The organism is Meridianimarinicoccus marinus, assembly GCF_040689105.1.
Taxonomy (GTDB): Bacteria; Pseudomonadota; Alphaproteobacteria; order Rhodobacterales; family Rhodobacteraceae; genus Meridianimarinicoccus; species Meridianimarinicoccus marinus.
The window spans coordinates 1-25,899 of record NZ_JBFBVU010000010.1 but is presented as its reverse complement, the minus strand read 5'-3'; the positions used below and the strand labels follow the sequence as shown (position 1 = coordinate 25,899).

Annotated in this window: 28 protein-coding genes and 1 tRNA gene; 15 read left to right on the top strand and 14 right to left on the bottom strand. The window is 65.1% G+C overall.

Annotated features, from left to right (window positions below; all coding sequences use genetic code 11):
* Positions 1–29 precede the first annotated feature (29 nt).
* From rplQ to AB0T83_RS09580, 10 genes are all read left to right on the top strand, one after another.
* Positions 30–449, top strand: a complete 420-nt coding sequence (gene rplQ / locus AB0T83_RS09625) for a 50S ribosomal protein L17 (protein ID WP_366192823.1) — start codon at positions 30–32, stop codon at positions 447–449.
* Positions 450–556: 107 nt separating this feature from the next.
* Positions 557–868 carry a hypothetical protein gene (locus AB0T83_RS09620; protein WP_366192822.1) on the top strand — a complete coding sequence of 104 codons (312 nt, stop codon included), beginning with the start codon at positions 557–559 and terminating at the stop codon, positions 866–868.
* Between the two features lie 62 nt (positions 869–930).
* Positions 931–2,244 (top strand): replication-associated recombination protein A, encoded by a 1,314-nt coding sequence (locus tag AB0T83_RS09615; RefSeq protein WP_366192821.1) that lies wholly within the window; start codon positions 931–933, stop codon positions 2,242–2,244.
* Positions 2,245–2,340: 96 nt separating this feature from the next.
* Positions 2,341–3,381 (top strand): RluA family pseudouridine synthase, encoded by a 1,041-nt coding sequence (locus AB0T83_RS09610; protein ID WP_366192820.1) that lies wholly within the window; start codon positions 2,341–2,343, stop codon positions 3,379–3,381.
* Positions 3,378–4,067: an HAD-IA family hydrolase gene (locus tag AB0T83_RS09605; protein ID WP_366192819.1), complete on the top strand. Its 690-nt coding sequence runs from the start codon at positions 3,378–3,380 to the stop codon at positions 4,065–4,067. Before AB0T83_RS09610 ends, AB0T83_RS09605 begins: the two co-directional genes overlap by 4 nt.
* Positions 4,060–4,770, top strand: coding sequence for an ATP12 family chaperone protein (locus AB0T83_RS09600; RefSeq protein ID WP_366192818.1), 711 nt, complete (start codon positions 4,060–4,062; stop codon positions 4,768–4,770). Before AB0T83_RS09605 ends, AB0T83_RS09600 begins: the two co-directional genes overlap by 8 nt.
* A 210-nt stretch (positions 4,771–4,980) precedes the next feature.
* Positions 4,981–5,997 carry an amino acid ABC transporter substrate-binding protein gene (locus AB0T83_RS09595; RefSeq protein WP_366192817.1) on the top strand — a complete coding sequence of 339 codons (1,017 nt, stop codon included), beginning with the start codon at positions 4,981–4,983 and terminating at the stop codon, positions 5,995–5,997.
* Between the two features lie 119 nt (positions 5,998–6,116).
* Entirely contained in the window at positions 6,117–7,331 is a 1,215-nt protein-coding gene (locus AB0T83_RS09590) for an amino acid ABC transporter permease (protein WP_366192816.1), read from the top strand.
* A 1-nt stretch (position 7,332) separates the two neighbouring features.
* Entirely contained in the window at positions 7,333–8,631 is a 1,299-nt protein-coding gene (locus AB0T83_RS09585) for an amino acid ABC transporter permease (RefSeq protein ID WP_366192815.1), read from the top strand.
* Positions 8,632–8,641: 10 nt separating this feature from the next.
* On the top strand, positions 8,642–9,433 hold the full coding sequence (locus tag AB0T83_RS09580) for an amino acid ABC transporter ATP-binding protein (protein WP_366192814.1): 792 nt from the start codon (positions 8,642–8,644) through the stop codon (positions 9,431–9,433).
* 96 nt (positions 9,434–9,529) lie between these two features.
* On the opposite strand, the gene AB0T83_RS09575 is transcribed toward AB0T83_RS09580, so the two are convergent.
* The 9 genes from AB0T83_RS09575 to ttcA form a co-directional block, all read right to left on the bottom strand.
* The gene (locus AB0T83_RS09575) at positions 9,530–10,036 is read right to left on the bottom strand and encodes a SixA phosphatase family protein (protein ID WP_366192813.1); all 507 of its coding nucleotides are present in this window, start codon (positions 10,034–10,036) and stop codon (positions 9,530–9,532) included.
* Positions 10,021–10,689, bottom strand: coding sequence for a ferredoxin (locus AB0T83_RS09570; protein ID WP_366192812.1), 669 nt, complete (start codon positions 10,687–10,689; stop codon positions 10,021–10,023). Before AB0T83_RS09570 ends, AB0T83_RS09575 begins: the two co-directional genes overlap by 16 nt.
* Positions 10,686–11,552 carry an acetylglutamate kinase gene (argB, locus tag AB0T83_RS09565; protein ID WP_366192811.1) on the bottom strand — a complete coding sequence of 289 codons (867 nt, stop codon included), beginning with the start codon at positions 11,550–11,552 and terminating at the stop codon, positions 10,686–10,688. Before argB ends, AB0T83_RS09570 begins: the two co-directional genes overlap by 4 nt.
* Before the next feature lie 145 nt (positions 11,553–11,697).
* On the bottom strand, positions 11,698–12,348 hold the full coding sequence (gene yihA, locus AB0T83_RS09560; RefSeq protein WP_366192810.1) for a ribosome biogenesis GTP-binding protein YihA/YsxC: 651 nt from the start codon (positions 12,346–12,348) through the stop codon (positions 11,698–11,700).
* Entirely contained in the window at positions 12,345–12,953 is a 609-nt protein-coding gene (locus tag AB0T83_RS09555) for a CatB-related O-acetyltransferase (RefSeq protein WP_435891155.1), read from the bottom strand. The genes yihA and AB0T83_RS09555 overlap by 4 nt, the downstream gene beginning before the upstream one ends.
* A gap of 29 nt (positions 12,954–12,982) precedes the next feature.
* A complete protein-coding gene (locus AB0T83_RS09550; protein WP_366192808.1) occupies positions 12,983–13,723 on the bottom strand; it encodes an MOSC domain-containing protein in 741 nt (246 codons plus the stop codon).
* A complete protein-coding gene (yidC, locus tag AB0T83_RS09545) occupies positions 13,720–15,549 on the bottom strand; it encodes a membrane protein insertase YidC (RefSeq protein WP_366192807.1) in 1,830 nt (609 codons plus the stop codon). Before yidC ends, AB0T83_RS09550 begins: the two co-directional genes overlap by 4 nt.
* Positions 15,550–15,672: 123 nt before the next feature.
* Entirely contained in the window at positions 15,673–17,199 is a 1,527-nt protein-coding gene (locus AB0T83_RS09540; protein WP_366192806.1) for an EAL domain-containing protein, read from the bottom strand.
* An 88-nt stretch (positions 17,200–17,287) separates the two neighbouring features.
* Positions 17,288–18,145, bottom strand: a complete 858-nt coding sequence (gene ttcA / locus AB0T83_RS09535) for a tRNA 2-thiocytidine(32) synthetase TtcA (protein ID WP_366192805.1) — start codon at positions 18,143–18,145, stop codon at positions 17,288–17,290.
* Between the two features lie 123 nt (positions 18,146–18,268).
* Between ttcA and AB0T83_RS09530 the strand changes: the two genes are divergently transcribed.
* Positions 18,269–19,222: an alpha/beta hydrolase gene (locus tag AB0T83_RS09530; RefSeq protein WP_366192804.1), complete on the top strand. Its 954-nt coding sequence runs from the start codon at positions 18,269–18,271 to the stop codon at positions 19,220–19,222.
* 125 nt (positions 19,223–19,347) lie between these two features.
* On the opposite strand, the gene yidD is transcribed toward AB0T83_RS09530, so the two are convergent.
* Genes yidD through rpmH form a run of 3 tightly spaced genes read right to left on the bottom strand, consistent with a single transcriptional unit; the run spans position 19,348 to position 20,158 of the window.
* Positions 19,348–19,569 (bottom strand): membrane protein insertion efficiency factor YidD, encoded by a 222-nt coding sequence (gene yidD, locus AB0T83_RS09525; RefSeq protein WP_366192803.1) that lies wholly within the window; start codon positions 19,567–19,569, stop codon positions 19,348–19,350.
* On the bottom strand, positions 19,566–20,006 hold the full coding sequence (gene rnpA, locus AB0T83_RS09520; RefSeq protein WP_435891152.1) for a ribonuclease P protein component: 441 nt from the start codon (positions 20,004–20,006) through the stop codon (positions 19,566–19,568). Before rnpA ends, yidD begins: the two co-directional genes overlap by 4 nt.
* Positions 20,007–20,023: 17 nt before the next feature.
* Complete coding sequence (rpmH, locus tag AB0T83_RS09515) at positions 20,024–20,158, bottom strand: 50S ribosomal protein L34 (protein ID WP_012177012.1); 135 nt, start codon at positions 20,156–20,158, stop codon at positions 20,024–20,026.
* 265 nt (positions 20,159–20,423) lie between these two features.
* Between rpmH and AB0T83_RS09510 the strand changes: the two genes are divergently transcribed.
* The 4 genes from AB0T83_RS09510 (at position 20,424) to AB0T83_RS09495 (ending at position 24,133) form a co-directional block, all read left to right on the top strand.
* On the top strand, positions 20,424–21,158 hold the full coding sequence (locus tag AB0T83_RS09510) for a TVP38/TMEM64 family protein (RefSeq protein WP_366192802.1): 735 nt from the start codon (positions 20,424–20,426) through the stop codon (positions 21,156–21,158).
* 2 nt (positions 21,159–21,160) lie between these two features.
* Positions 21,161–22,576 (top strand): dihydrolipoyl dehydrogenase family protein, encoded by a 1,416-nt coding sequence (locus tag AB0T83_RS09505; RefSeq protein WP_366192801.1) that lies wholly within the window; start codon positions 21,161–21,163, stop codon positions 22,574–22,576.
* Between the two features lie 31 nt (positions 22,577–22,607).
* The gene (locus AB0T83_RS09500) at positions 22,608–23,999 is read left to right on the top strand and encodes a sensor histidine kinase (protein ID WP_366192800.1); all 1,392 of its coding nucleotides are present in this window, start codon (positions 22,608–22,610) and stop codon (positions 23,997–23,999) included.
* 57 nt (positions 24,000–24,056) lie between these two features.
* Positions 24,057–24,133: transfer RNA gene (locus AB0T83_RS09495), tRNA-Arg, on the top strand.
* A 426-nt stretch (positions 24,134–24,559) separates the two neighbouring features.
* Here AB0T83_RS09495 and AB0T83_RS09490 read toward each other — a convergent pair.
* A complete protein-coding gene (locus AB0T83_RS09490; protein ID WP_366192799.1) occupies positions 24,560–24,733 on the bottom strand; it encodes a hypothetical protein in 174 nt (57 codons plus the stop codon).
* 23 nt (positions 24,734–24,756) lie between these two features.
* Complete coding sequence (locus AB0T83_RS09485; RefSeq protein WP_366192798.1) at positions 24,757–25,239, bottom strand: hypothetical protein; 483 nt, start codon at positions 25,237–25,239, stop codon at positions 24,757–24,759.
* Positions 25,240–25,899: the final 660 nt, after the last annotated feature.

Below are 25,899 nucleotides of genomic sequence, written 5' to 3'. Positions count from 1 at the left end.
GCAAAACACGCAAGACAAGGATAGATACCATGCGTCACGCCCGCGGATACCGCCGCCTGAACCGTACTCACGAGCACCGCAAGGCGCTCTTTGCCAACATGGCCGGCTCGCTGATCGAGCACGAGCAGATCAAGACCACGCTGCCGAAAGCCAAGGAACTGCGCCCGATCATCGAAAAGCTGATCACCCTGGGCAAGCGCGGCGATCTGCACGCGCGTCGCCAGGCCGGATCGCAGCTCAAGCAGGACGCCTATGTGGCGAAACTGTTCGACGTTCTGGGTCCGCGCTACAAGGATCGTCAGGGCGGCTACGTCCGGGTTCTGAAAGCCGGTTTCCGCTATGGTGACATGGCGCCGATGGCGATCATCGAATTCGTCGATCGTGACCCGGACGCCAAGGGCGCCGGCGACAAGGCCCGCGTTGCCGCGGAAGAAGACGCCGCGGACTAATCCCGGCCCTTTCGACAGTTCGAAGCCCCGCCTCTGGTGGGGCTTTTTTCTTGGCCGGACAGGACTACAGTGGCGCCATGGCTCAGGCAGGATACTCAGGAAAACCCTTGTACAGGAAGCTGGGCTTCAAGCCGGGTTTCCGCGTCGGTCTGGTGGCCGCACCGGACCACTACGGCGACCTTCTGGCGGGCGTCGAAGGGGTGACCTTTGAAGAGTCGCGCGCGTGCGATCTCGACGCGATCCACCTGTTTCTGACCGGTCCCGACGACATCGCCCAGACCATCGCCGAAGCCCTGCCGCGCCTGCGGGCGGGCGGGATGCTTTGGGTCTCCTGGGCCAAGAAATCCTCGCCACTGCACGGGGGATCACCGAAGACGACCTTCGCACGGCGGTGTTGCCGATGGGCTGGGTCGATGTGAAGGTTTGCGCGGTGGATGCGGATTGGTCGGCGCTGAAGTTCCTCAAGCGGAAAGGCTGAGCCATGGTTGACCTGTTTTCCAGTGGCGCCCCGGACGCGCCTGACACCGGCCTGCGCCCGCTGGCCGACCGGCTGCGCCCGGCGGCCCTGGCCGAGGTTGTGGGGCAAGAGGGGGTTCTGGGCCCCGACGCGCCGCTGGGCGCGATGCTGGCCTCCGGGCGGCTGGGCTCGTTGATCCTCTGGGGGCCGCCGGGGGTGGGCAAGACAACCATCGCGCGGCTGCTGGCCCACGAGACCGACATGAGTTTCGTGCAGATCAGCGCCATCTTCTCGGGCGTGCAAGAGTTGAAAAAGGTCTTCGAGGCCGCCAAGCTGCGCCGTGGTAACGGGCAGGGGACGCTGCTGTTCGTGGACGAGATCCACCGCTTCAACAAGGCACAGCAGGACAGTTTTCTGCCGCACATGGAAGACGGCACCATCCTGCTGGTGGGCGCGACCACGGAAAACCCCTCGTTCGAATTGAACGCAGCACTGCTGTCGCGGGCGCAGGTGGTGGTGCTGATGCGGCTGGAAGCCCCGGCGCTGGAGGCCTTGCTGGTGCGCGCCGAAGAGGTCGAAGGCCAGCCCCTGCCGCTGACCGAGGCCGCCCGCGCCGCGCTGGTCGAGATGGCCGATGGCGACGGGCGGGCGATGCTGAACCTTGCCGAAACCGTGCTCAGCTGGAAGCTGAAGACGCCGATCGATCCCAAGGCGCTGTCGGCGCGGCTGGCCCGGCGGGCGGCGCAATATGACAAATCCGGCGACGCCCATTACAACCTGATCTCGGCGCTGCACAAATCGGTGCGCGGGTCGGATCCCGACGCCGCATTGTATTGGCTGGCGCGCATGCTGGAAGGCGGCGAAGACCCGCGCTATCTGGCCCGCCGCATCACCCGCATGGCGGTCGAGGATATCGGCCTGGCCGACCCGCAGGCCCAGACCCTGTGCCTGGGCGCATGGGATGTCTACGAACGGCTGGGCAGCCCCGAGGGAGAGTTGGCGCTGGCGCAGGCGGTGGTCTATCTGGCGCTGGCCCCGAAATCCAACGCCGCCTACGCTGGCTACAAGGCGGCGCGCAAGCTGGCCAAAGACAGCGGCTCGGCACCGCCGCCAAAGCACATCCTGAACGCGCCCACTGGGCTGATGAAGGATCAGGGCTATGGTGACGGCTACGCCTATGACCATGACGCCGAGGACGGGTTTTCGGGCCAGAACTATTTTCCTGACGGGATGGAGCGGCCCAGCCTCTACCAGCCTGTCGAACGCGGCTTCGAACGCGATCTGGCCAAGCGCACCGCCTATTTCGCGAAGCTGCGTGCCAAGCGCCAAGGCGGTTGACAAGCCTGCCGTCCCGGGAAAGAGAAAGCCCATGTTCAAGACAGCAGCAAAAGACGCGCGCGCCGCAGGGGCCGCCCGAAACCCGATGGGGGTCGCATGAGCGGAGTGCAGATGCGCCAGGTAGGCGCCGACGAGGCCGAACAGCGGCTGGACCGCTGGTTCCGCCGCCATTTCCCGCAGATCAGCCAGGGCCGGATCGAGAAACTGTGCCGCAAGGGCGAGATCCGCGTCGATGGCGGACGGGTGAAGGCCTCAAGCCGGGTCGCGCCGGGCCAGACCGTGCGCATCCCACCGCTGCCTGCCGAGGCCGCGCCCAAGCCCGAGGCCCCGCGCCTGTCCGAGGCCGACACCCGGATGATGCAGGATATGGTGCTGTACCGGGACGACCACATCCTCGCCATCAACAAGCCGCCCGGCCTGCCCAGCCAGGGCGGCAGCGGACAGACCCGCCACGTCGACGGGCTGGCCGAGGCGCTGCGCTATGACAAGCCGCTGAAACCGCGGCTGGTGCACCGGCTCGACAAGGACACCTCGGGCGTGTTGCTGCTGGCCCGCACCGGGGCGGCGGCCACCGATCTGACCAAGGCCTTCCGCGCCCGCAGCACCCGCAAGATCTATTGGGCCGCCGTGGCCGGGGTGCCGCATCCGCAGATGGGCACCGTGAAGTATGGCCTGGTCAAGGCGCCTGGGCACGGGCCGCGCGGCGAGGGCGAGAAGATGCATTGCCTCCACCCGCGCGAGGTGGACAGCACGCCGGACGCCAAACACGCCACCACCGATTACGCGGTGCTCTCGGCGCTGGCCAAGCGCACGGCCTGGGTGGCGCTGGTGCCGATCACCGGGCGCACCCACCAGCTGCGCGCGCATATGGCCGAACTGGGGCATCCGATCATCGGTGACGGAAAATACGGCGGCTCGGGGCAGGAAAACCTCGGCGACGGCTGGGGCGCGCAACTGGGCGGGGACATCTCGCGCAAGCTGCACCTGCATGCCCGCTCGATCAGTTTCGACCACCCGGTGACCGGCGCCCGCGTGACCGTGACCGCGCCGCTGCCGGCGCACATGAAGCGCACCTGGAAGGAATTCGACTGGCGCGAGGCCGATGTGCCGGAAGATCCGTTCGAGGACTTCCTGTGAGCAGCGGTCTGAAACTGGCGATCTTCGACGTGGATGGCACGCTGGTGGACAGCCAAGCCCATATCCTGCGCAGCATGGCGGCGGCTTTCGACAGCGTCGGGCGCGAGATGCCAGCGCGTGGCGCGGTGCTGGAACTGGTGGGCCTGTCCCTGCCGCTGGTGATCGCGCGGCTCTGTCCGGATCTGTCCGACACCCTGCGCGAGGGCATGGTCGCGACCTACAAGGACACCTTCGTCGCAACGCGAGTGGCCGACGGGGCGGCGACCGCACCGCTCTATCCCGGCATTGCCGAAACGCTGGACCGGCTGGCGCGGGTCGAGCCGCTGCTGCTGGGCGTGGCCACCGGCAAGTCACGGCGCGGGCTGACCCATGTGCTGGACCAGCACGGTCTGAGCCGCCGCTTCGTGACCCAGCAGGTGGCCGACGATCACCCGTCGAAACCGCACCCGGCGATGCTGGAAGCCGCCTTGCGCGACACCGGCTGCGATCCAGCCGACGCGGTGATGATCGGCGACACGGTCTTCGATCTGGAAATGGCGCAGGCCGCCGGTATTCCCGCCATCGCGGTCGGCTGGGGCTATCACCCGCTGGCCGACCTGCAACGGCTGTCGCCGCGCGCCATGGTGCAGGACACCGGCGATCTGGCCGCAACGATCCTTGACGTTCTGGGGGTGAGCGATGACTGAATGGGCGCAGAAACGGTTCTGGAAAGAGACCAGCGTCGAACCTGCGGAGGGCGGATACCAGGTCCGCCTGGACGGGCGCGGCATCCGCACCCCGTCCAAGGCGCCGCTGGTCCTGCCCACCGAGGCGCTGGCCCGCGCGGTGGCCGACGAATGGGACGCGCAGGACGAGGCCATCCTGCCCGCGACCATGCCGATGACGCGCACCGCCAATTCGGCGGTGGATAAGGTGGCGATCCAGTTTGCCGAGGTCGCCGACCTGCTGGCCGCCTATGGCGAAAGCGATCTTCTGTGCTATCGCGCCGAACATCCGGAAGAATTGATCCAACGTCAGGCGGCGGCCTGGGATCCGGTTCTGGACTGGGCCGCGCAGGAATTTGACACACAGTTGAACGTGGCGGCAGGCGTCATGTTCGTCCCCCAGCCCGAGTCCAGTATCGCTGCGCTGCGGCGAAAAACACATGCGTTGTCGCATTGGCAACTGACCGCCTTCCACGATCTGGTGGCGCTGACCGGGTCCTTGGTTCTGGGGTTTGCATCCCTGGACCCCCGCTGGAATCGCAAGGATATCTGGGCTTGGTCGCGTCTGGACGAGGACTGGCAGGCCGAGCAATGGGGCCAGGATGAGGAAGCGCAGGAGGCCGCCGCGCGGAAGGCACAGGCCTTCGCAGATGCAGCACGCTTTTACGATTTGGTCACCGGCTGACAAAATCCGCCCGGAAACAGGGCAGTTTCGAAACCGGTCCACTGCGCGCAACGTATTCAACTTTCTCGCCAACTCCCCCCCTTGACTGTCCATTGGGCTTTTGACCAAGGTTTGACCGGACCCGGAGACAACCGGGACCGGACCATGCATGGCATCCCGACAAACGGGAGCCGAACCGCGCAAGTTGCGGACCATCAGGAAGAGGTAGACATGAAGACAAACGTACTCCTTGGCACCATTGCCCTCGCCGGCCTGGCTGCCGGCGCCGTGGCGGCGGACACGCTGGAAGACGTGAAAGCACGCGGAAAGCTGAACTGCGGGATCAGCACCGGCCTCGTCGGATTTGCTTCGCAGGACGCGCAGGGCGACTGGCAAGGATTCGACGTGGCTGTCTGCCGTGCCGTGGCCGCTGCGGTTCTGGGCGACCCCACCGCCGTTGATTTCACGCCGACCACAAACAAGGTTCGCTTCGAGGTGCTGAACTCGGGCGAGATCGACATGCTTGCGCGCAACACCACCTGGACCTTCTCGCGCGATGTGGATCTGAAGCTCGAATTCGGGGGCATCAACTATTACGACGGTCAGGGCTTCCTGGTGCCGAAGGAACTGGGCGTCAGCTCGGCCAAGGAACTGGATGGCGCCACCGTTTGCATCCAGTCCGGCACCACCACCGAGCTGAACCTCGCGGATTTCTTCCGCACCAACAACATCAGCTACGAGCCGGTGCCGATCTCCACACCCTCGGAAGCCCAGCAGCAGTATCTGGCCGGCGCCTGTGACGTCTACACCACCGATGCCTCGGGTCTGGCCGCGACCCGCGCGGCATTCGAGGATCCTTCGGCGCATGTGATCCTGCCGGAAATCATCTCGAAAGAGCCGCTGGGCCCGCTGGTCCGCCATGGCGACAACAACTGGGGTGACGTGATCCGCTGGACCCTGAATGCGCTGATCGCCGCCGAAGAGCTGGGCATCACCTCGGCCAATATCGAGGAACTGTCGGCCGGGACCACCAACCCGGAAGTGAACCGGCTCCTCGGTACCGAAGGCTCGCTGGGTGAAATGCTGGGCCTGTCGCCCGACTGGGGCAGGAACGCCATTGCCGCCGGCGGCAACTATGGCGAGATCTTCGAGCGTCACATCGGTCAGAACACGCCGATCGGTCTGGCGCGCGGTCTGAACGCACAATGGATCGATGGCGGGCTGCTGTATTCGCCGCCGTTCCGGTAAGATCGTCAGGGGGCGGCGGATGTGGGTCCGCCGCCCCGTTCCATTCGGGGGGCTGGCCCCATCCGCGCCGCTCTTGCGCGCCCTCGGCACAGCAGCCCTGCCGAACGAAGGATAACCTCATGACCAGTATCAGCGATCCGGCGCAGCCTGCTTTCCGACTGAGCATGCTCGTCAACGATACCCGTTATCGCGGGATCACCTTCCAGATCATCGCCTTCCTTGCGATTGTCTTTTTCTTTGGCTGGCTGATCTGGAATGCGACGCAGAACCTGGCCGCATTGGGGCAGGACATTTCGTTCAAGTTCCTGGGCGAGCAGGCCGGCTACGACATCAACCAGAAACTGATCCCCTTCGTCAGCACCGACACCCACCTGCGCGCCGCGATGGTCGGCATTCTCAACACTCTGCTGGTCGCCTTTCTGGGCTGTATCACCGCCACGATCATCGGGGTCGTGGTCGGGGTGCTGCGGTTGTCGAAGAACTGGCTGCTGGCCAAGGTCATGTCGGTCTACGTCGAGATCTTCCGCAACGTGCCGGTGCTGATCTGGATCCTCATCATCTTCTCGGTGATGTCCAACGCCCTGCCAAGCCCGCGCGACTTTCGCGGTGACGATGCCTCGGCGTCGATGGTGCTTGACATGATGGCCTTCACCAACCGGGGCGTCTATGTGCCGGCGCCGGTCTGGGAGGCCGGCTCGGGCGTCGTCGTCGCGGTGTTCCTGGCCTCGATCATCGGCATCCTTTTCCTGCGCCGCTTTGCCACCAAGCTGCTGTACGACACTGGGCGCGAACTTCCGGTGCTGCAACTGTCGCTTGGCCTGTTTTTCGTACCCGCCCTGATCGCCTATTTCGTGATGGGATCGCCCATCGGCCTGGACACCCCCGAACTCAAGGGCTTCAACTTTCAGGGCGGGCTGAAGGTCCAGGGTTCGCTCATTGCCCTGTGGTGGGCGCTGGCGCTCTATACCGGGGCCTTCATTGCCGAGAACGTGCGGGCGGGCATCATGGCCGTCAGCAAGGGCCAGACCGAGGCCGCCGCCGCTCTGGGAATGCGCCCCGGCAAGATCATGCGTCTGGTCATCCTGCCGCAGGCCCTGCGGGTCATCATCCCGCCGCTGATCTCGCAGTACCTGAACCTGACCAAGAACTCGTCGCTCGCCGCCGCCATCGGCTATATGGACATCACCGGCACGCTGGGCGGGATCACCCTGAACCAGACCGGCCGCAGTTTCGAGGCGGTGCTGCTGCTGATGCTGTTCTATCTGCTGATCTCGCTGGCGATCTCGGGGGTGATGAACCTCTATAACAACGCCGTGAAGCTGAAGGAGCGCTGAGATGTCCCAAGGCGATCACTCCGTTGCATTCGTCCGCCACGACCCGCTTCCGCCGCAGGCCCCGCCGGTGTCGCAGGCCGGGCTGATCGGCTGGCTGCGCACCAACCTGTTCAGCTCGATCGGCAATTCGATCATGACGCTGATCACGCTCTACGTCATCTATGCCTTGCTGGCCGCCATCGTGCCCTGGGTCGCCAATGGCGTCTGGGACGCCTCGTCGATCCGCGATTGCCGCGAGCAGTTGCAGGGCGTCAATGCCGCCTGCTGGGCGGTGATCGAGGAACGCTGGCCGCAACTGGTCTTCGGCAACTACCCGCCCGAGCACTACGGCCGCGCCGCCATCGCCTTCGTGCTGCTGTTCGTGGCGCTGGCGCCGGTGCTGTATTTCGGATTGCCGCGCAAGATGCTGTGGTTCACCGGGCTCTATCCGTTCCTGACCTACTGGCTGATCTGGGGCGGCACGTTGTGGATCCCGGTCATGGCGCTGGTCGGCGTGGTCGTCGGGTTTCTGGTGTTCCGGGTGCTGGAGGACAAGTCGTTCTTCGGGGCGATGGTGGCCGCATTGGCCGCCGCCATGGCCTTCTGGATCGTGCTGACAGCCCCCCTTGCCGATGCGCTGGCCAGCGTGCTGCCACTGGCCCTTACGCCGGTGGCCAGCCGCGAGATCGGCGGCTTCATGATCAACTTCATCCTCGGCACCAGCGGCATCGCCCTGTCGCTGCCGCTGGGCATCCTGCTGGCGCTGGGTCGGCAATCGAGCTTGCCGATCATCAAGATGATCTGCGTGGTCTTCATCGAGTTCGTCCGCGGTGTGCCGCTGATCACGCTGCTGTTCGTGGCCTCGGTGATGCTGGCCTATTTCCTGCCGCCGGGTACCAATTTCGACCTGATGCTGCGGGTCATCATCATGGTCACCCTGTTCGCCGCCGCCTATATGGCCGAAGCCATCCGTGGCGGTCTGGCGGCCCTGCCCAAGGGCCAGTACGAGGCCGGAGACAGCCTGGGTCTGGACTACTGGCAGAAGATGCGGTTGATCGTGCTGCCGCAGGCCCTGAAAATCTCGATCCCCTCGATCGTGAACATCGCTATCGGCCTGTTCAAGGACACCACACTGGTGTCGATCATCTCGATGTTCGACGTGATCGGAATGATCCGTGGCCCGATCCTGTCCTCGACCGAATGGTTCGGGGTCTACTGGGAGCTTCTGGGCTTCGCCGGCGTCCTGTTCTTCGTCTTCTGCTACGGCATCTCGCAATATTCTCAATGGCTGGAGCGCAAGCTGGCCACCGATCATCGTTAAGGAGCCCGTCATGAGCCACCCCATCGACGCTGCCCCCGCTGCCCCGGGCCAGATGCGCATCTCGGACGAGGTCGCCATCGAAATCAGCGGCATGAACAAGTGGTACGGCCAGTTCCACGTGCTGCGTGACATCGACCTGACCGTCTATCGCGGCGAACGCATCGTGATCTGCGGCCCCTCGGGGTCGGGGAAATCGACGCTGATCCGCTGCATCAACGCGCTTGAGGAACATCAGGCCGGATCGATCTCGGTCGATGGTACCCTGCTGTCGTCGGATCTGAAGAACATCGACAAGATCCGGTCCGAAGTTGGCATGTGCTTTCAGCATTTCAACCTGTTCCCGCATCTGACGATTCTGGAAAACTGCACGCTGGCGCCGATCTGGGTCCGCAAGATCCCCAAGCGCGAGGCCGAAGCCACCGCGATGCACTTCCTGGAAAAGGTGAAGATCCCCGATCAGGCCAACAAGTATCCCGGCCAGCTGTCGGGCGGTCAGCAGCAGCGCGTGGCGATTGCGCGGTCGCTGTGCATGAAACCCAAGATCATGCTGTTCGACGAGCCGACCTCGGCGCTGGACCCCGAGATGATCAAGGAAGTTCTCGACACCATGATCGAGCTGGCCGAGGACGGCATGACCATGCTGTGCGTGACCCACGAGATGGGCTTCGCGCGGCAGGTGGCGAACCGGGTGATCTTCATGGACGCCGGCCAGATCGTCGAGCAGAACGAGCCAGAGCCGTTCTTCAACAATCCCAAGAGCGAGCGGACCAAGCTGTTCCTGAGCCAGATCCTGGGGCACTGACGCCCCGATAAACCTTGTGCGTCCAGCGGCCCGCGAAGACACCCTTCGCGGGCCGCTGCCGTGTCCGGGCGACGGGGATGCCCCCTGACTGTCGGATCAGTCGGTCAATTCGCGCGGGACGATGAAGTCCAGCACCTTGCCGGTACCGAGCTTCAGATTGGCCCAGCTGTCGATGGGAAACTCGGCTACGAGTGTTGCCAGCGTCGGATAGATGCCAAAGCGCGGATGCGCCGGGGCGGCGGTGACAAGCCGCGCCGCAAACTCTCCGATGCCGGGGTTGTGGGCCAGCAGGGCGACGGTGTCGCCGCTGGCCTCGCTCAGCGCCGTGCGCAGGGCCTTGGCCGAGGCCAGGTACAACTCGGGCATCAGCAGCGGAGCGGGCGTGGGCGGGAAGTGGGGCGCCAGCAGCGCCCATGTCTGACGGGTGCGGGCGCTGTCCGAACACAGGATCTGGTCGGGCACATGGTCATGCGCCGCCAGCCACGGCCCGATGGCATCGCAGGACCGGCGCCCGCGCGCGTTCAGCACCCGGGCGTGATCGTCCAGATCCGTGTCCTGCCACGAGGACTTGGCATGTCGCATCAGGATCAGGCGTTTTGGCATGGGTGGAAAGCTCTCATGTGGAACGCGGATTGGTCGGGGTGACGCCCTGAGGCGGCCCCCAGCGGGCAGGCGCGGCGGGCGGCACAGCCCTGTGTCATGCAGTCCTGGCCTGCCGCGCGGTCCAGAAAACCATGGCAGGCGGCAAGATCATAGCCCCGATCGGCGCTGAAAGCCGAGACCGGGCAGGCCGACAGGCAGGGGCGTGTCGCGCATGTGTCGCAAGGGCTGGGCGTGGCGGGCTGGGCGGGTGCCGCCCAGGGCAGCGCCACCGCCGCCCGGAAAGACACCCACAGCCCCGCCGAGCGGCTGACCAGCAGCCCCATGGGTGCGGCCCAGATCTGCGCACTGCGCAGCGCCCAGGACACGAAGGGCGGATAGGGTGGGCCGTCGGATGGAAACAGGGCCAAGCCACCGACCGAGGCCGCCAGCGGGGTCACCAGCCGCCGCGACAGCCGATCCAGCGGGTCGGGCAAGCCGTCACGCATCTCGGGCGCTCTCTGGGCCATGGTCCAGAAGCCCGGCTCCTGCGGCGCAATCAGGGCGATGCTGGCGAAGGTCGCGGGCACGCCATCGCTGGCCTCCAGCGGCACATGGGCCGCCTGAACCAATTGGCAGTCCGCAAGGGCCCGCTGAAAGGCAGCCGGGCCGGTCACGCGCTGCGGATGATCGAGCCGGCGCCGTGATCGGTGAAAAGCTCCAGCAGGCAGGCGTTGGGCGCCCGGCCATCCAGGATCACTGCCGCCCGGACACCGCTTTGCAGGGCCGCCAGCGCGGTTTCGGTCTTGGGGATCATGCCCCCGGCGATGGTGCCCTCCGCCGTCATCTGGCGAATCTGGCCTGCGGTCAGTTCGGTGACAACGGTGCCCGAGGCATCCTTGACGCCGGGCACATCCGTGAGCAGCAGCAGACGGCGGGCCTTCAGCGCCCCGGCAATGGCCCCGGCGGCGGTGTCGCCGTTGACGTTCATGCTGTGGCCTTCGGCATCGGCGCCGATGGGGGCGATGACCGGGATCATGCCGGCCTCGAAGATGGTGCGCACCACATCGGTGTTCATCCGTTCCGGGGTGCCGACGAAGCCGAGTGCGGGATCGGTCTGGCGGCAGACCATCAGGTTGGCATCCTTGCCCGACAGGCCGACAGCGCGGCCGCCCTGGCGGTTGATCGCGGCGACGACGCGCTTGTTCACCAGCCCCGCCAGCACCATTTCGACCACATCCATCACCGGCTGGCTGGTCACGCGCTTGCCGTTGACGAATTCGAACTGGATGTCGAGCTTGCCCAGCATCTCGTTGATCGCCGGGCCGCCGCCATGAACGATGACCGGATGCACGCCTACTTGGCTCATCAGCACGATGTCGCGGGCGAAACTATCCATCGCCTCGTCGCTGCCCATGGCGTGGCCGCCCAGCTTGATGACGACGGTCGCGCCCTCGTAGCGTTGCAGATAGGGCAGGGCTTCGGACAGGGTCCGGGCGGTGGCGATCCAGTCGCGGGTCATGTCGGTTCGTTTTCTCATCATCGGGATCCAGAAGCGTCCGCTGGTGTTATTATGTTGCGCGGGCGCTGCCAAGGGGCCGATGCGGATCGCCCCTGGCAGGCCGGGGCCTTCGGCGAGAGTATTTTGGTCAAGAAAAAGTCGCCGCCGGGTCAGGGGCGGGGCGTCAGTCGCGCAGGCCGTGGATGGTGCTGCGCAGGGTGGGCAGGCCGAGGCCCTTTTCCGAGGATGTGGCGATCAGTTCGGGAAATGCGGCGGGATGCTTGGAGAGCGCCTTGCGCACCTGAGCCAGCATCGGGTCGCGATCCTTTTCCTTGATCTTGTCGTCCTTGGTCAGCACCACCTGGAAGGGGACGGCGGATTTGTCCAGCAGGCTCATGATCTCCTCATCCACCGGTTTCACGCCGTGGCGCGAATCGATCAGCATGAAGGCCCGGCGCAGGGTCTGGCGGCCCGACAGATAGGATTTGAGCAGGCGCTGCCATTTCTCGACCACCGCCACCGGCGCATTGGCAAAGCCATAGCCGGGCAGGTCGACGATATAGAGATCATCGCGTTCGAAGAAGTTGATCTCTTGCGTGCGGCCGGGGGTGTTGGAGGCGCGGGCAAGCCCCTTGCGCCCGGTCAGCGCGTTGATCAGCGAGGATTTCCCGACGTTGGAACGGCCCGCGAAGCAGATCTCGGCCCGGTCTGCGGGCGGCAGGCCGGACATGGCGACCACGCCCTTTACGAAGGTGGTTTCGCCGGCGAAGAACTTGCGGGCGGCTTCGACGGTCACCGCGTCGGGTTCGGGGGCGAGGGGGAAGGGCAGGATCATGATGCGGCCTCCAGGGCGGCCAGATCGGCGCCGCGGATGGCGTCGAGATTGCAAGTGAGCTTGTCGAGCGGCCAGTCCCACCAGGCGATGGCAAGCAGGCGCGCCACGGTGTCGGCATCGAACCGCGCGCGGATTTCACGCGCCGGGTTGCCGCCCACAACGGTGTAGGGCGCCACATTGGCGGTGACAACGCTGCGGGCGGCGATGATGGCGCCGGGGCCGATGGTGACGCCGGGCAGGATCAGGGCTTCGGTGCCGATCCAGACGTCGGCGCCGATCACCGTGTCGCCGCGGTTTTCCGCAGCCCAGCTGGCGGGGTCGAAGCCCTGTTCCCAGCCGTGGCCGAAGATGTTGAAGGGAAAGGTGGAAAAACCGCCCATGGCGTGGGTGGCACCGTTCATGATGAAGGCGGCCCCCCGGGCGATGGCGCAGAACGGGCCGATCACCAGCCGGTCGCCGACAAAATCGAAGTGATAGCGCACGTTGCGGTCGAAGAAGTGTTCCGCGCCGTCCGGGTCGTCGTAGTAGGTGAAGGCGCCGACGGAGACGTTGGGCCGGTCTTCCGCCAGCGGGCGCAGGAACACCACCTGGTCGATGCCGGGCATCGGGTGCAGGACATCGGGATCGGGGGCACTCATCCCAGAAGCTCCACCGCGTCGCCCAACCCGATGGCGCCGGGTTTGGTGACCACGGCCTTGACGCCAAAGTCGATGTGGCCCCAGTGGCGGCGCAGCAGGTGCAGCGTGGTCACGTCATGGGTGCCGGTGTCGGGGTTGGTCTCGGTGGCGCGGCAGCGGGTGATGCGTTCGTCCACGCGCAACTCGGCACTGCCGATGCGCAGGGTGCGGCCGACCCAATCCAGTTCCTCGAACGGTGCCAGCCCGTCGAGCCAGAGGTTGCCGCGAAAGCGGCGCATGTCCAGTGCCTGGCCCGCGACCTCGCCAAGGGCGTCCAGCGCGGCGCGGCCGAGGATGGCAACCGAGGGGAAGGGGGCGTCGCTCATCCCTTCGGGCGGGGCCTTGACCACCTGTGTCGGGGCCGGGCGTTCGGCGGGGTAGAGCGGGCGCAGCCAGTCGATCAGCCGTGGCCCTTCTGTCGCGGGATCGACAATCAGGTCTGCTTGCCGGGGATGGCTGAGGTGGATGCGGTTGCCGGTGGTGCGCGCGGTGATCGCCATCAGTTCGGGGCCATAACAGCCGCGCGCGAAGTTGCGGCAGGGCTGCCATGCGCCGGTGTCGGTGGCGCCCCCGGTCAGCACGGCCCAGGCCCGGTCGCCCGGCAGCGGGCGATCCGGAGTCAGTCGGGTGGTTTCCAGAGGCTCGGCGCCGATCCCCTTGATCGGGTGACGCCAGATGGCGGCGAGCCTGTGGGTCATTCCTTCGTCGCTCCGGCCTTCTTCTTGAAGCCCGACAGGATGTTGCCGAGGATGTCCGGCTTGAAGCCGTGGGTGCGCATGATGAAGTACTGCTGCGAGAAGGTGATCACGTTGTTGGCGATCCAGTACAGCACCAGCCCGCTGGCGAAGCTGCCCAGCATGAACATGAAGATCCACGGCATCCAGGCGAAGATCATGGCCTGGGTCTGATCGGTGGGCGCGGGGTTCAATTTCTGCTGCAGCCACATGGAGATGCCGAGGAAGATCGGCAGGATGCCGAGCGACACGATCGCGAAGATCGACCCGACTTCGGGAACGCCCCAGGGCAGCAGCCCGAAGAGGTTCAGGATCGACGAGGGATCGGGCGCCGACAGGTCACGGATCCAGCCGAACCACGGGGCGTGGCGCAACTCGATGGTGACGAAGATCACCTTGTAGAGCGAGAAGAAGATCGGAATCTGCAAAAGGATCGGCAGGCAGCCCGAGGCCGGGTTGACCTTTTCCTTCTTGTAGAGCGCCATCATCTCTTGCTGCATCTTCTGCTTGTCGTCGCCGCAGCGTTCCTTCAGCTTCTCCATCTCGGGCTGAAGTTCCTTCATCTTCGCCATCGAAGAGTAGGATTTCCAGGCCAGCGGCAGCACCAGCGCCTTGATGATCAGAGTCAGGACGATGATCGACCAGCCCATGTTGCCGATGATGCCGTTGAGGAAGTGCAGCAGTTGGAAGATCGGCTTGGTCAGGAAGAAGAACCAGCCCCAGTCGATGCTGTCGACGAAGCCTTCGAAGCCCAGATCCTGCTCATAGTGCTTGATGGTTTCCCATTCCTTGGCCCCGGCGAAGAGGAAGGTTTGCACCTCGACCGTCTGGCCGGGCTCGACGGTCTGGGTCGGCAGGCGGGTTTCGGTCTGGTAGATGTCGGCGTTGGCGACATATTTGGCGACCGACAGGAAGTTCTGGCCGGGGGCCGGCATCAGCGCGGTCATCCAGTATTTGTCGGTGAACCCGATCCAGCCGTTGGCGGCCACGTCGATGATCTCGGCGCGGGCGGCTTCCCGGTCGACGTATTCGAGGTCGGGCATGTCGCCGTATTCGATTTCCTCCAGCGTGCCGTCGGACATGCGCACGACGCCTTCATGCAGGATGAAGAAATTGGTCAGTTCCGGCTCGCCGTGACGCGCGACGATGCCGTAGGGGGCCAGCCGCTGGGCGGCCTCGCCAGTGTTGGTGACCGACTGGGTGACGGTGAAGAGATACTGATCGTCGACGCTGATGACACGCTGAAAGGTCAGGCCGGCGCCGTTGTCCCATTGCAGTGTGACAGGGCTGTTGGGGGTCAGCTTGTCGCCGCTCACCAGCGACCAGGGGGTTTCCGCGCCGGGGACCTGTTCGAAAGTCAGGCCTGCGCCGGGGGCCCAGCCGTAAAGCGCGTAATAGGCGTGGGCGCCGCCCACCGGGGACAGCAAGGTGACGTTGGGGCTGTCGGGTTCGATTGTGTCGCGGTAGTCCTTCAGCGCAATGTCGTCGAGCCGTCCGCCGGTCAGCGCGATGGAGCCCTTGAGTTCCGGGGTGTCGATGGTCAGACGCGCAGAGGCAGTCAGGGCCGCGCTGCGGGCTTCAACCGGGCTGGCCAGGGGCGCGGTGGCCGCGGTGCCGCCGGCGGGCGGGGCGATGGCGATGCCATCCTGCGTCGCCTGCGCCGTGGATTCGGCCACTGGTCGTTCGGGCTGAACCGGCGGTTCCTCTGGCGGAAAGAGCAGAAACCAGCCAAGGATCACCAGGAAGCTGAGTGCCGTCGCCAGAATCATATTCTTGTTTTGATTGTCCATGTAGAACACCGCCTCGAAACTTGGGATTGCGGGCAGGTTCAACAGGCGCACCGGACAAAGGTCAAGCGGTTTTAGGCCGCAGCCCCTGCAATGTCGTGAATGAGCGCGTCCCGAATCGGCGGTTCAGCCCAGTTTTCTGTGCAGTGGCGCGGGCTTTGGGAGGCGATCGCGCAACTGGTGGACCCAGGCGGCCAAATCGTCCTGCGGCATCGGCCGCGCGATACCGTAGCCCTGAACATGGGTGCAGCCCAGTTGCGCCAGCATCGCGTGTTCGCCGGGTGTTTCCACGCCTTCGGCCAGGGCATCCAGATCCAGTCGTTCCGCCATGGTCACGATGGCCGAGACCATTTGCTGTTGTTTCCGGTCGTGATCCACCCCGGTGACAAAGGATCGGTCAATCTTGATCCTGCCAACCGGAAACCGGCGCAGCGAGGTGATCGAGGCATGCCCGGTGCCGAAATCGTCAAGGTCCAGCCCGCAACCATAGGACGCCAGCATCTGGATATTGCGGGCCACCACATCTCCGGACGTACCGGACACCACGGATTCGAGGATTTCCAGCGTCAGCCGGTGCGGCAGGATATCGAAGCCATCCAGTTCCCATGCAATCTTGTCCGCGAACGCCGGGTTGCGCAGTTCGGCCAGGGTCACGTTGACGCCCACGCCGGGGATGTCGAGGCCATCCTTGTCCCATGTTTTCAGCGCAAGGTAGGCGTGGCGGCGCATGACTTCCCCCAGCCGTTCGAAGCGGCCTGCGGCTTCAATCTCGGGGAAGAACTCGGCCGGTCCAAGCAGGCCGCGATCCGGATGAACCCAGCGGGCCAGCGCCTCGACGCCGCTGATGTCGCCGGTGTCATTGGAGACCTGCGGCTGAAACCACGGCCGGATCTGGCCGCTTTCAAGGGCGTCCAGCGCGCGGGTGATCCGTGCGGTGTCGGGCACCTGCGGCACCGGGCGGGCGGGATCATGGACCCGGATGGACCCGGCTCCCGCCCTTTGGGCGCGCACCAGGGCAGATTCCGCCGCCGCCAATACCGCATCGCCGGAACCGGACGCGATCTGCGCCGACAGCGCGATGCCTACCGAGAAAGACAGCCGTTGCGGATCCTCACCGACAGGCACCGGATCGGAAAGCTTGGCCTGAAGCCGGGCCCCGATTTGCAGCGCGGTCTCCAGATCGTAGCGCGCCGCCGGGGCCATCGCGACGGCGATCAGGCCCGGCGTCAGCACCGTGCAGTGATCCTGATCGCGCAAGGTCTGCTGCGCCCGTTCGGTCAGCACGTCCATCGTGCGGTCCAGCGTGGCGGGGGAAAATCGCTCCAGCAGGCGCGGGGTGTCATCCAGGTTCAGCAGGATGCAAACAGTCTGGTTCTGTGTGCCGTCCCTGTCCGGTCCAAGCGCCCGGATCAGCCGTTGCCGCGGCGACACCAGCGGCAACTGCGCCAACCGGTGCCCGGCCCGCCACCGGGGCAGCCACGCCAGTGCCAGCACCACGGGGCCAGACAGGGCCATCGCCCAGGCCATGTCACCGGATTTCAGATACCAGAACAGCGCCAGAAGCGGCGCCGAAGCGGCCAGCCCCCATTGCCCGCGAACAACCGAGGCGAGGAAATGTATCCCTGACGGCAGTGTCTGTCCCGCAATCGGCATCGCGTTCCCCTTCGGCCAAGCGTTTCAGGTGACGCTAGGGCGGCGGCCTTTGGGGAAGGTTAATGCAAAGGCGCGATCTGGAGCGGAGTTAGATCAAATTGTCCGGATCGGCTTGTTCCGAAACCGCCCGCGTCAGCCCGGCGAAATCGAACAGCTTGGGATCCAGAAGATGCGAGGGCCGCGCGTTCATCAAAGCCCGGAACATGACCTGCCGGCGCCCGGGCGCATTGGCCTCCCAGCCATCGAGGATCTGCTTGACCTGCTGGCGTTGCAGCCCGTCCTGGCTGCCGCACAGATCACAGGGAATGATCGGATAGCACATCGCGTGCGCGAATTTCTCGCAATCGGCCTCGGCCACATGGGCCAGCGGCCGGTAGACGAACAGATCGCCTTCCTCGTTCACCAGCTTCGGCGGCATCGTGGCCAGCCGCCCGCCGTGGAACAGGTTCATGAAGAAGGTTTCAAGAATGTCATCGCGATGATGGCCAAGCACCACCGCGGAGCAGCCCTCCTCGCGGGCGATCCGGTACAGATGCCCGCGCCGCAGGCGGGAGCACAGCGCGCAGAAGGTCCGGCCCTGAGGGATCTTGTCCATTACCACCGAATAGGTGTTCTGGTATTCGATCCGATGCGGCACGCCCATGCGCTCCAGAAATTCGGGCAGCACGGTGGCGGGAAACCCCGGCTGACCCTGATCCAGGTTGCAGGCCAGGATCTCGACCGGCAGCAGCCCGCGCCACTTCAACTCGTGCAGCACCGCCAGCAGGGTATAGCTGTCCTTGCCGCCCGACAGGCAGACCAGCCAGCGGGCGTCGCGTTCGATCATGCCGTATTGCTCGATGGCCTCGCGGGCATGGCGCACGATCCGCTTCCGCAGCTTGCGGAATTCGGTGGTTTTGGGCGCGCCGTGAAACAGCGGGTGAATGTCATCGGCATCATCAAGCATGGCCAGCCCCTAACCCCGCGCCCGCCGCAGATCAAGCATTCCCGCGCCAACCGGTGAATTTCCTCGCGCCGCGCCCGCGCCCTGCCTAAAGTGAGCGAAAATGAAAGGTTCAGGGAGAGCAGGATGCCCGATTACATCTTTTCCGTCCGCAAGATCCGCAAGGGCGCATTCATCCCAGAGCCCGGCCCGGCGCAATTTCTGGAAGTGCCGGACGACGCCACGGTCCATGGCCCCGACGACAGGATCACGCGCACCGCATGGTTCAAGAAGGTGCAGGAGGATTGCACCGGGCGCGTCAATCCGATCACCAATGAGAATATCGGCGACATCGTGGTCTATGTGCACGGGTTCAACAATTCGATGGAAGCAGTGGTCACCCGGCACCGTTTCATCAAGAAGTGCTTTGAGGATTTCGGCTTCGAAGGCACCGTGGTCAGCTTTGACTGGCCCTCCGATGACAGCGCCCTGAACTATCTTGAGGATCGCTGGGACGCCAAGCAGACGGCCAACCAGCTGGTCAAGGAAGGGATCGCCAATTTCGTGCGTTTGCAGCGCCCCGAGTGCGAGATCAACCTGCATATCATGGCGCATTCCATGGGCACCTATGTGGTGCGCGAGGCCTTCGACGACGCCGACGACCGGCGCCAGTTGGCCGCGAAAAGCTGGGCGGTCAGCCAGGTGCTGCTGTTCGGCGGCGATGTTTCGGCGGGCTCGCTGGCGGCGGACAGTTCGAAGTCGTCGTCGCTTTATCGCCACTGTGCGCGGCTGACAAACTACTACAACCACTTCGACAATGCGCTGAAACTGTCGAACGTGAAGCGCATCGGCGTGTCGCCCCGCGCCGGTCGCGTCGGCCTGCCCGAGGATGCCCCTGGCAAGGCCGTCAACATCAGTTGCACCGAAAGGTTTGACGCACTTCCCGAAACCTTCAAGAAGGACGATCTGGCCGGACACCGGTTCTATTTCGAGGACACCGAGTTCATGCGCGACGCCTTCTACACGATCCTCGGAGACACAGACCGGCACAACATTCCCACGCGCGAGCGTCTGGGTGACAAGCTGATCCTGAAACCTTGATGGACCGGAACGCCGGGTCGCATCTGAACCTCTGGCCCGCCCGAATTCCGGGCGCACCACTTTCTTCTTGGTGACAGTACTCCCGTCGGAGGCAAGAAATTCGCGCGCCCCGCGGCCAGAAGCGATCAGTCCGGAACGTTGTCGATGCCCGAACCGCCCCAGGGGTGGCAGCGGGCGATGCGCCGGGCGGTCAGCCAACTGCCCTTGATGGCCCCGTGGGCGGCCAGCGCCTCCAGTGCATAGGCCGAACAGGTCGGGTGGAACCGGCAGCCGTGGCCGACCCAGGGCGACAGCAACAGGCGGTAGGCGCGCACCGGCAGGGCGACGATATGGGCCAGTGGGCTCATGATCGGGCGGCTTTCGGGGCGTGGATCTTGTCCAGGGCGCGGGACAGGTCGCCCTGCATCTCGGCAAAGGGGCGCTGGGCGGTGGCCTCCTTGCGGCCCACCAGAACGTAATCCCAGCCGGGCTGGCCCTGGGCCGCGATCACGTCGCGCGCCAGCGCCCGCAGGCGGCGCTTGGCCCGGTTGCGGGCCACCGCGTTGCCGACCTTCTTCGAACAGGTGAAGCCCACGCGGATCGCATCGCCCTCGGTCTCGTCGTCACGGCGCTTGCGGCCCTGCAGGACAAATCCCGGCATGGCGCGGTATCTCCCGCGCGCGGCGGCCAGGAAATCGGTGCGCTGGCGCAGGGTCTGCAGGGGATGGGAAACGGCAGAAAGGCCGCCGTCGCAAGGCGAGGCGGCCATTTCAGGCTGTTCCACGGTCAACTCGGGCACCGTCATGGACGGGGCCAACGCCCTTAGGCGCTGAGCGACTTCCGGCCGCGGGCGCGGCGGGCGTTCAGGATCTTGCGACCGGCCTTGGTGGCCATGCGGGCGCGGAAACCGTGACGCCGCTTGCGGACGAGATTGCTGGGCTGAAAGGTGCGTTTCATCGCGCCGTCTCCATTTACTTGTGCGGGACCGCGAACGGGATTCGCGGGCATCGGAATTCGAAGCCCCGCTCCTAGAGCCTTATCCCGCGCCCGTCAACGTCGCTGACCGGAAATGTGGCGGGTTTTTCGACCCTTTCCGCGATTGTTACAGAAAAACCGTCCCGGCTCACAATCCCCTACAGGCGATCAACGGCCCGTGAGAGGGGCTTTCGCGACCGCTCCAAAGGGGGCATGTCCTTGACACGGTTTGGCGAAAGGCACCGGCATGAGCGATTTCTCCGCGACAGAAAATCAAGGCCCGCTGAAGCGGTGGCTGCCGCTGGCGGTGATCGTTGCGGTGGCTGCGGTCGGGGCCTTTACCCTGCGCGACCTGCTCAGCTTCGAGGCGCTGGCAGCCAACCGCGAAGCGCTGCTGGCGTTCCGGGATGCCAATTACACCATCACGGTCGCTGCCTTCATCGCGCTCTATGCGCTGATCGTGGCCTTCAGCCTGCCCGGCGCCACCATTGCCACCCTGACCGGTGGGTTCCTGTTCGCCACCTTCCCCGGCGCGCTGTTCAACATCGTCGCGGCCACCCTTGGCGCCACGGCGATCTTCCTTGCCGCGCGCTGGGGTCTGGGGGACCGGTTGGCGGCGCGGATGGATGCCTCGACCGGCACGGTCGGGCGGATCAAATCGGGGATCGACGAAAATCAGTGGGAAATGCTGTTCCTGATCCGGCTGGTGCCGGCGGTGCCCTTCTTCGTGGCCAATCTGGTGCCGGCGCTGGTCGGCGTGCCGTTGATGCGCTTCGTCGTCACCACCTTCCTGGGCATCATTCCCGGCGCGGTGGTCTATACTTCGGTCGGCGCCGGGCTGGGCGAGGTCTTTGCCAGCGGCGACACCCCGGACCTTGGGGTGATCTTCGAACCGCATGTGCTGTTGCCGATCCTCGGCCTGTGCGCGCTGGCGGCGCTGCCGATGGGTCTGAAGCTGCTGCGCGGCCGGAAGGGGATCTGACCATGGAAACCATCTCGTGCGATCTGTGCATTCTCGGGGCCGGTTCCGGCGGGTTGTCGGTGGCGGCGGGGGCGGCCCAGATGGGCGCCGACGTGGTGCTGCTGGAAGGCCACAAGATGGGCGGCGATTGCCTGAACTACGGCTGCGTGCCGTCAAAGGCGCTGCTGGCGGCGGGTAAACGCGCCCATGCCATGGGGCAGGGGGCGGCCTATGGGATCACCCCGGTGGTGCCGCAGGTGGATTTCGCCGCCGCCAAGGATCACGTGGACGCCGCCATTGCCACCATCGCCCCGCATGACAGCCAGGAACGGTTCGAAGGGCTGGGGGTGCGTGTCATCCGCGAGTTCGGGCGCTTTGTCTCGCCGACCGAGGTTGAGGTTGGCGAATACCGCATCACCGCGCGCCGCTTCGTCATCGCCACCGGCTCGCGTCCCTTCGTGCCGCCCATCGAGGGGCTGGACGAGGTCACCTATCATACCAATGAAACCGTCTTCAGCCTGCGCGACCGTCCCGAGCATCTGATCATCATCGGCGGCGGGCCCATCGGCATGGAGATGGCACAGGCGCACCGGCGGCTGGGCTGCGCGGTGACCGTGATCGAGGCCGCATCGGCGCTTGGCAAGGACGATCCCGAACTGGCCGCCATCGTGCTGGACCAGTTGCGCGCCGAAGGGATCGAGATTCTTGAGGAAACCGAGGCCGGGTCGGTCTGGGATTTCGAAGGCCGGATCACCGTGGAAACCTCGAAAGGGCCGATTGCCGGCTCGCATCTGCTGGTGGCGGTGGGGCGGCAGGTCAATATCGACAAGCTGAACCTCGAAGCCGCCGGGATCGATCATGATCGCAAGGGCATCACCGTGGATGCCGGGCTGCGCACTTCGAACCGCCGGGCCTATGCCATCGGTGATGTGGCCGGCGGGATGCAGTTCACCCATGTGGCGGGATACCACGCCGGGATCGTGATCCGCTCGGCGCTGTTCGGCCTGCCGGCCAAGGCGCGCACCGACCATATCCCCTGGGTCACCTATACCGATCCGGAACTGGCCCAGATCGGCCTGACCGAGGCGCAGGCCCGCGCGGCCCATGGCGACAGGCTGGAGGTCGCCCGGTTCGACCTGTCCGGCAGTGATCGCGCCATTGCCGAGGGCACGACCACCGGTCTGACCAAGGTGATGGTGGTGAAAGGGCGGCCTGTGGGGGTGTCCATCGTCGGGCCGCAGGCGGGCGAACAGATCGCGCTGTGGGCGCTGGTGCTGGCCAACAAGCTGAAACTGAGCGCGGTCACGAATATGGTTGCCCCCTATCCGACCATGAGCGAAGCTGGGAAGCGCGCGGCCGGGGCCTATTTCTCACCCCGGCTGTTCGAAAACCCGACGGTGAAGCGGATTGTGAAGTCGGTTCAGCGCTTTTTGCCGTAACACCGTGGCACGGACCAGGATCAGGGCGGGCATGTTCAACACTCTATCAGGCCGTTTCCTTGTCCTGACCATCCTGTTCGTGATGCTGGCCGAGGTCCTGATCTTCGTGCCGTCCGTGGCCCGGTTCCGCGAGGATTACCTGCTGGCGCGGCTGGAGCGGGCGCAGATCGCCTCGCTGGTGTTGCTGGCGGACGACATGATCGCGCCCGAGCTGGAACAGGAGCTGCTGGAAAACGCCGAGGTCTATAACGTCGTGTTGCGCCGCAACGAGATGCGCCAGCTGATGCTGTCCTCGCCGCTGCCCGCGCCCATCGCCGCGACCTATGACCTGCGCGAGGTTCCGCCGGCCAAGCTGATCGGCGATGCGATGATGCAGCTGCGCAATGGCGAGGATGAGATCATCCGCGTGATCGGCAACCCCACCCGCGCCGCCGGCCTGCTGATCGAGGTCACGATGGACGCCGCACCGCTGCGCGCGGCGATGCTGGACTATGGCCTGCGCATCCTGTGGCTGTCGGCGCTGATCTCGGCGGTGACGGCAGGGCTGCTGTTCTTCGCGGTGCGCCGGATGATGGTGCTGCCGATCCGTTATGTGGTGACCCACATGAAGGAATACGCCGCCGCGCCGGAAGACGTGCGCCACATCATCAACCCGCGCACCAAGGTGCGGGAGCTGCGCGACGCGGAACTGGCGCTGCAATCGCTGCAGACCCAGTTGACCGGGGCCTTGCGGCAAAAGGATCGGCTGGCGCAGCTGGGCGGCGCCGTGGCCAAGGTCAGCCACGACCTGCGCAACATCCTGACCACAGCCCAACTGTTCGCCGACACGATGGAGCGATCCAAGGACCCCCGCGTGCAACGCGCCGCGCCCAAGCTGGTCAATTCGATCAGCCGGGCGGTGAACCTGTGCGAGGCCACGCTGGCCTTCGGTAAGGCCGAGGAACCGCCGCCCAAGCTGGCCCGGCATCCGCTGTACGATCTGGTCGAGGAGGTCTTCGACAACGAACGCATCGCCGCCACCGATTGCGCGATCACCTATGTCAACGAAGTGCCGCCGGCCCAGATCATCCGCTGCGACTCGGAACAGTTGCTGCGGATCCTCGGCAACCTGGTGCGCAATGCGCGCCAGGCCATCGCCAGCACCGGTGCCCCCGGCACCGTGACCGTGCATGCCGATGAAAATGAGGCCGCCTGGACCATCACCGTGGCCGACACCGGGCCGGGGCTGCCGCCCAAGGCGCGCGAGGCGCTGTTTCAGGCGTTCCAGGGCAGTTTCACCAAGGGCGGCACCGGGTTGGGGCTGGTCATTGCCGCCGAACTGGCGCGCGGCCACGGCGGCACCCTGACGCTGGAAAGCAGCGATGACAGCGGGACCGTCTTCCTGCTGACACTGCCGCGTGGCGAAAGCGGATTGGCAGCGTAAAATTCTTCGTTTTTTCGCTTGCAGTCCTCAAGGGCCGCGACTAGAAGGACGCCCTACGCGCTGGTAGCTCAGTTGGATAGAGTACTTGACTACGAATCAAGGGGTCGGGGGTTCGAATCCTCCCCAGCGCGCCACTTCCCTTTAGAAAACTGATAAACTTCAGTTGGTTGTGGGTTCTGCCCTTCTCATTTTCCTCGGCAATGTGCCTACAGGTTGCAAATGCTTGGGGTTGGACGCATCTGTTCCGCCATTGCGCGGAAGGCGACTAGGGGCTGCACCTGAACGGCGAAGGCCGAAAGCTCTCTTGCCCCATGGTCAGGGGCTATGCGGTGTCACGTCTCGACCTCTGAAAGAGGAAAGCCTTTACTCCGCCAGCTTTCAAATGACCTCAATCAACTCCGGGCGCCCGGTTGAGGATAGATCGACCGTCATATTGGAATCGCTAGCTGCGATTCCGGCTTTGGCGCGACCGACTATCTGGATGAAGCATTTCAGCCGAGAGGTTTGTCTCAGCCGGCACGATCATGTCATTGCCCCATGGCATTGGTGCTATCGAGGGCCTAGCAGAGGTCATCCGCCTTGCGAACAATCTCATCAATCAGCGTACCCACGCCATTGGGGCAGGCTTCATGGTGGAAAAGATAGGCTTCGGCCTCCGCCATGCCGTGAATTTCCACGGCAATGGCTTGCGAGTCCCGGCGCGGCCGGCAGGGGGTGGTCGGTTCGGTGTGCATCGGGGCGTTCCTTTCTACAGGGTTCAGGCGTTGAAGGTGTGGACGCGGCCGTTCACGGCGATGCGCGAGACGGTCTCAAGATTGACGTAGCGTGGCGCTTTCGCTTCTGCGTCCCATACGGGCAACAGGTGAGGATGGCGGGTGGCGCGCGTGGCCGCAGCCCTTTGACCGGCGTCCGATGCGGCATCGCCCTTTACGTGGAATTTCAGAGTAGGGGGCTGAATCTTCATCACGCGATGGGCGCCATCCTTCTTGGTGAAGGTCACGGCGTAGAAACGACCCCTTGAGGCGGCGATGAGCGCGCGCTTGCGGGCGAGGTCCGCTGCTTTCGCGGCATCGGCCTCACAGGTCAGCGCGGCGGTGCGAGCGCAGCGCAGATCGGCCAGTGCGGCGATACCGGACTGACCACGGAAAGTGCGATTTTCAAGGCGCTGGATTTCGGTGGCAATTTCTTCGGCGGGGCGGGCTTCCATGGCGGCATGCGCCGCGCGGGCAGCTTCAGCCAATTTGACATGCTCCCAAGACTGGCGATGCTCCTTGCCGAACCCCGCGGCCGTCCATGAGGTTCTGTAGCTGGTGAAGCTCAGCCGCCAACACGATCGGCCCCAACGCGCCGTCATTCACCAGTCGGTGTCGCGGGGATTTCCCCTCACTCACCCGCATAAGGCTGTTCGGGATGAAAGCGACGGTGTTGGAACGCTCGATGATCTGCCAGCCGTCAGCACGCTTTTCGATCCAGCCCGCAGTTTGAGCGCGGTGCGCGGCCTGACCTGCACGAACAGCCGGTGCCGCGTGTTGCCCATGCTCATGCCGCGCGCGGGGTGCCGGTATTGCCTGACCAGGCGGTTTCGCCCGGCGCTCCGGCGTGAACGAGGAAGGTTTCGACAGCGGTGATTTTCATGGGCGATCCTGTTGTGACGATTGAACCTTGATCCGGGCCGGTCTGCATACGTCTCGGGTGGGACGAATGCCTTCGACAGCCCGTCCCGCGTGATGCAACAGTTCATGTGCAGGCCGTGATCAAAGAAGTTGTCAAACATATCGTAAAGTTGTTTGACCTATTTTGGCGATGCCCATATTGTGCCTTTCCAGACAGCAGACAGCAGACAGCAGACAGCAGACAGCAGACAGCAGACAGCAGACAGCAGACAGCAGACAGCAGACAG

Bases quoted from the DNA above. Each gene is read 5' to 3' on its own strand.
- rplQ (WP_366192823.1), top strand. From the start codon at position 30: ATGCGTCACGCCCGCGGATACCGCCGCCTGAACCGTACTCACGAGCAC.
- AB0T83_RS09510 (WP_366192802.1), top strand. From the start codon at position 20,424: ATGAGCGATTTCTCCGCGACAGAAAATCAAGGCCCGCTGAAGCGGTGG.
- AB0T83_RS09540 (WP_366192806.1), bottom strand. From the start codon at position 17,199: ATGCCGATTGCGGGACAGACACTGCCGTCAGGGATACATTTCCTCGCC.
- ttcA (WP_366192805.1), bottom strand. From the start codon at position 18,145: ATGCTTGATGATGCCGATGACATTCACCCGCTGTTTCACGGCGCGCCC.
- AB0T83_RS09590 (WP_366192816.1), top strand. From the start codon at position 6,117: ATGACCAGTATCAGCGATCCGGCGCAGCCTGCTTTCCGACTGAGCATG.
- AB0T83_RS09505 (WP_366192801.1), top strand. From the start codon at position 21,161: ATGGAAACCATCTCGTGCGATCTGTGCATTCTCGGGGCCGGTTCCGGC.
- AB0T83_RS09615 (WP_366192821.1), top strand. From the start codon at position 931: ATGGTTGACCTGTTTTCCAGTGGCGCCCCGGACGCGCCTGACACCGGC.
- yidD (WP_366192803.1), bottom strand. From the start codon at position 19,569: ATGAGCCCACTGGCCCATATCGTCGCCCTGCCGGTGCGCGCCTACCGC.
- argB (WP_366192811.1), bottom strand. From the start codon at position 11,552: ATGAGAAAACGAACCGACATGACCCGCGACTGGATCGCCACCGCCCGG.
- AB0T83_RS09575 (WP_366192813.1), bottom strand. From the start codon at position 10,036: ATGCCAAAACGCCTGATCCTGATGCGACATGCCAAGTCCTCGTGGCAG.
- rpmH (WP_012177012.1), bottom strand. From the start codon at position 20,158: ATGAAACGCACCTTTCAGCCCAGCAATCTCGTCCGCAAGCGGCGTCAC.
- AB0T83_RS09600 (WP_366192818.1), top strand. From the start codon at position 4,060: ATGACTGAATGGGCGCAGAAACGGTTCTGGAAAGAGACCAGCGTCGAA.
- AB0T83_RS09490 (WP_366192799.1), bottom strand. From the start codon at position 24,733: ATGCACACCGAACCGACCACCCCCTGCCGGCCGCGCCGGGACTCGCAA.
- AB0T83_RS09580 (WP_366192814.1), top strand. From the start codon at position 8,642: ATGAGCCACCCCATCGACGCTGCCCCCGCTGCCCCGGGCCAGATGCGC.
- AB0T83_RS09500 (WP_366192800.1), top strand. From the start codon at position 22,608: ATGTTCAACACTCTATCAGGCCGTTTCCTTGTCCTGACCATCCTGTTC.
- yidC (WP_366192807.1), bottom strand. From the start codon at position 15,549: ATGGACAATCAAAACAAGAATATGATTCTGGCGACGGCACTCAGCTTC.
- yihA (WP_366192810.1), bottom strand. From the start codon at position 12,348: ATGATCCTGCCCTTCCCCCTCGCCCCCGAACCCGACGCGGTGACCGTC.
- AB0T83_RS09610 (WP_366192820.1), top strand. From the start codon at position 2,341: ATGAGCGGAGTGCAGATGCGCCAGGTAGGCGCCGACGAGGCCGAACAG.
- AB0T83_RS09595 (WP_366192817.1), top strand. From the start codon at position 4,981: ATGAAGACAAACGTACTCCTTGGCACCATTGCCCTCGCCGGCCTGGCT.
- rnpA (WP_435891152.1), bottom strand. From the start codon at position 20,006: ATGACGGTGCCCGAGTTGACCGTGGAACAGCCTGAAATGGCCGCCTCG.
- AB0T83_RS09550 (WP_366192808.1), bottom strand. From the start codon at position 13,723: ATGACCCACAGGCTCGCCGCCATCTGGCGTCACCCGATCAAGGGGATC.
- AB0T83_RS09585 (WP_366192815.1), top strand. From the start codon at position 7,333: ATGTCCCAAGGCGATCACTCCGTTGCATTCGTCCGCCACGACCCGCTT.
- AB0T83_RS09530 (WP_366192804.1), top strand. From the start codon at position 18,269: ATGCCCGATTACATCTTTTCCGTCCGCAAGATCCGCAAGGGCGCATTC.
- AB0T83_RS09555 (WP_435891155.1), bottom strand. From the start codon at position 12,953: ATGCCCGGCATCGACCAGGTGGTGTTCCTGCGCCCGCTGGCGGAAGAC.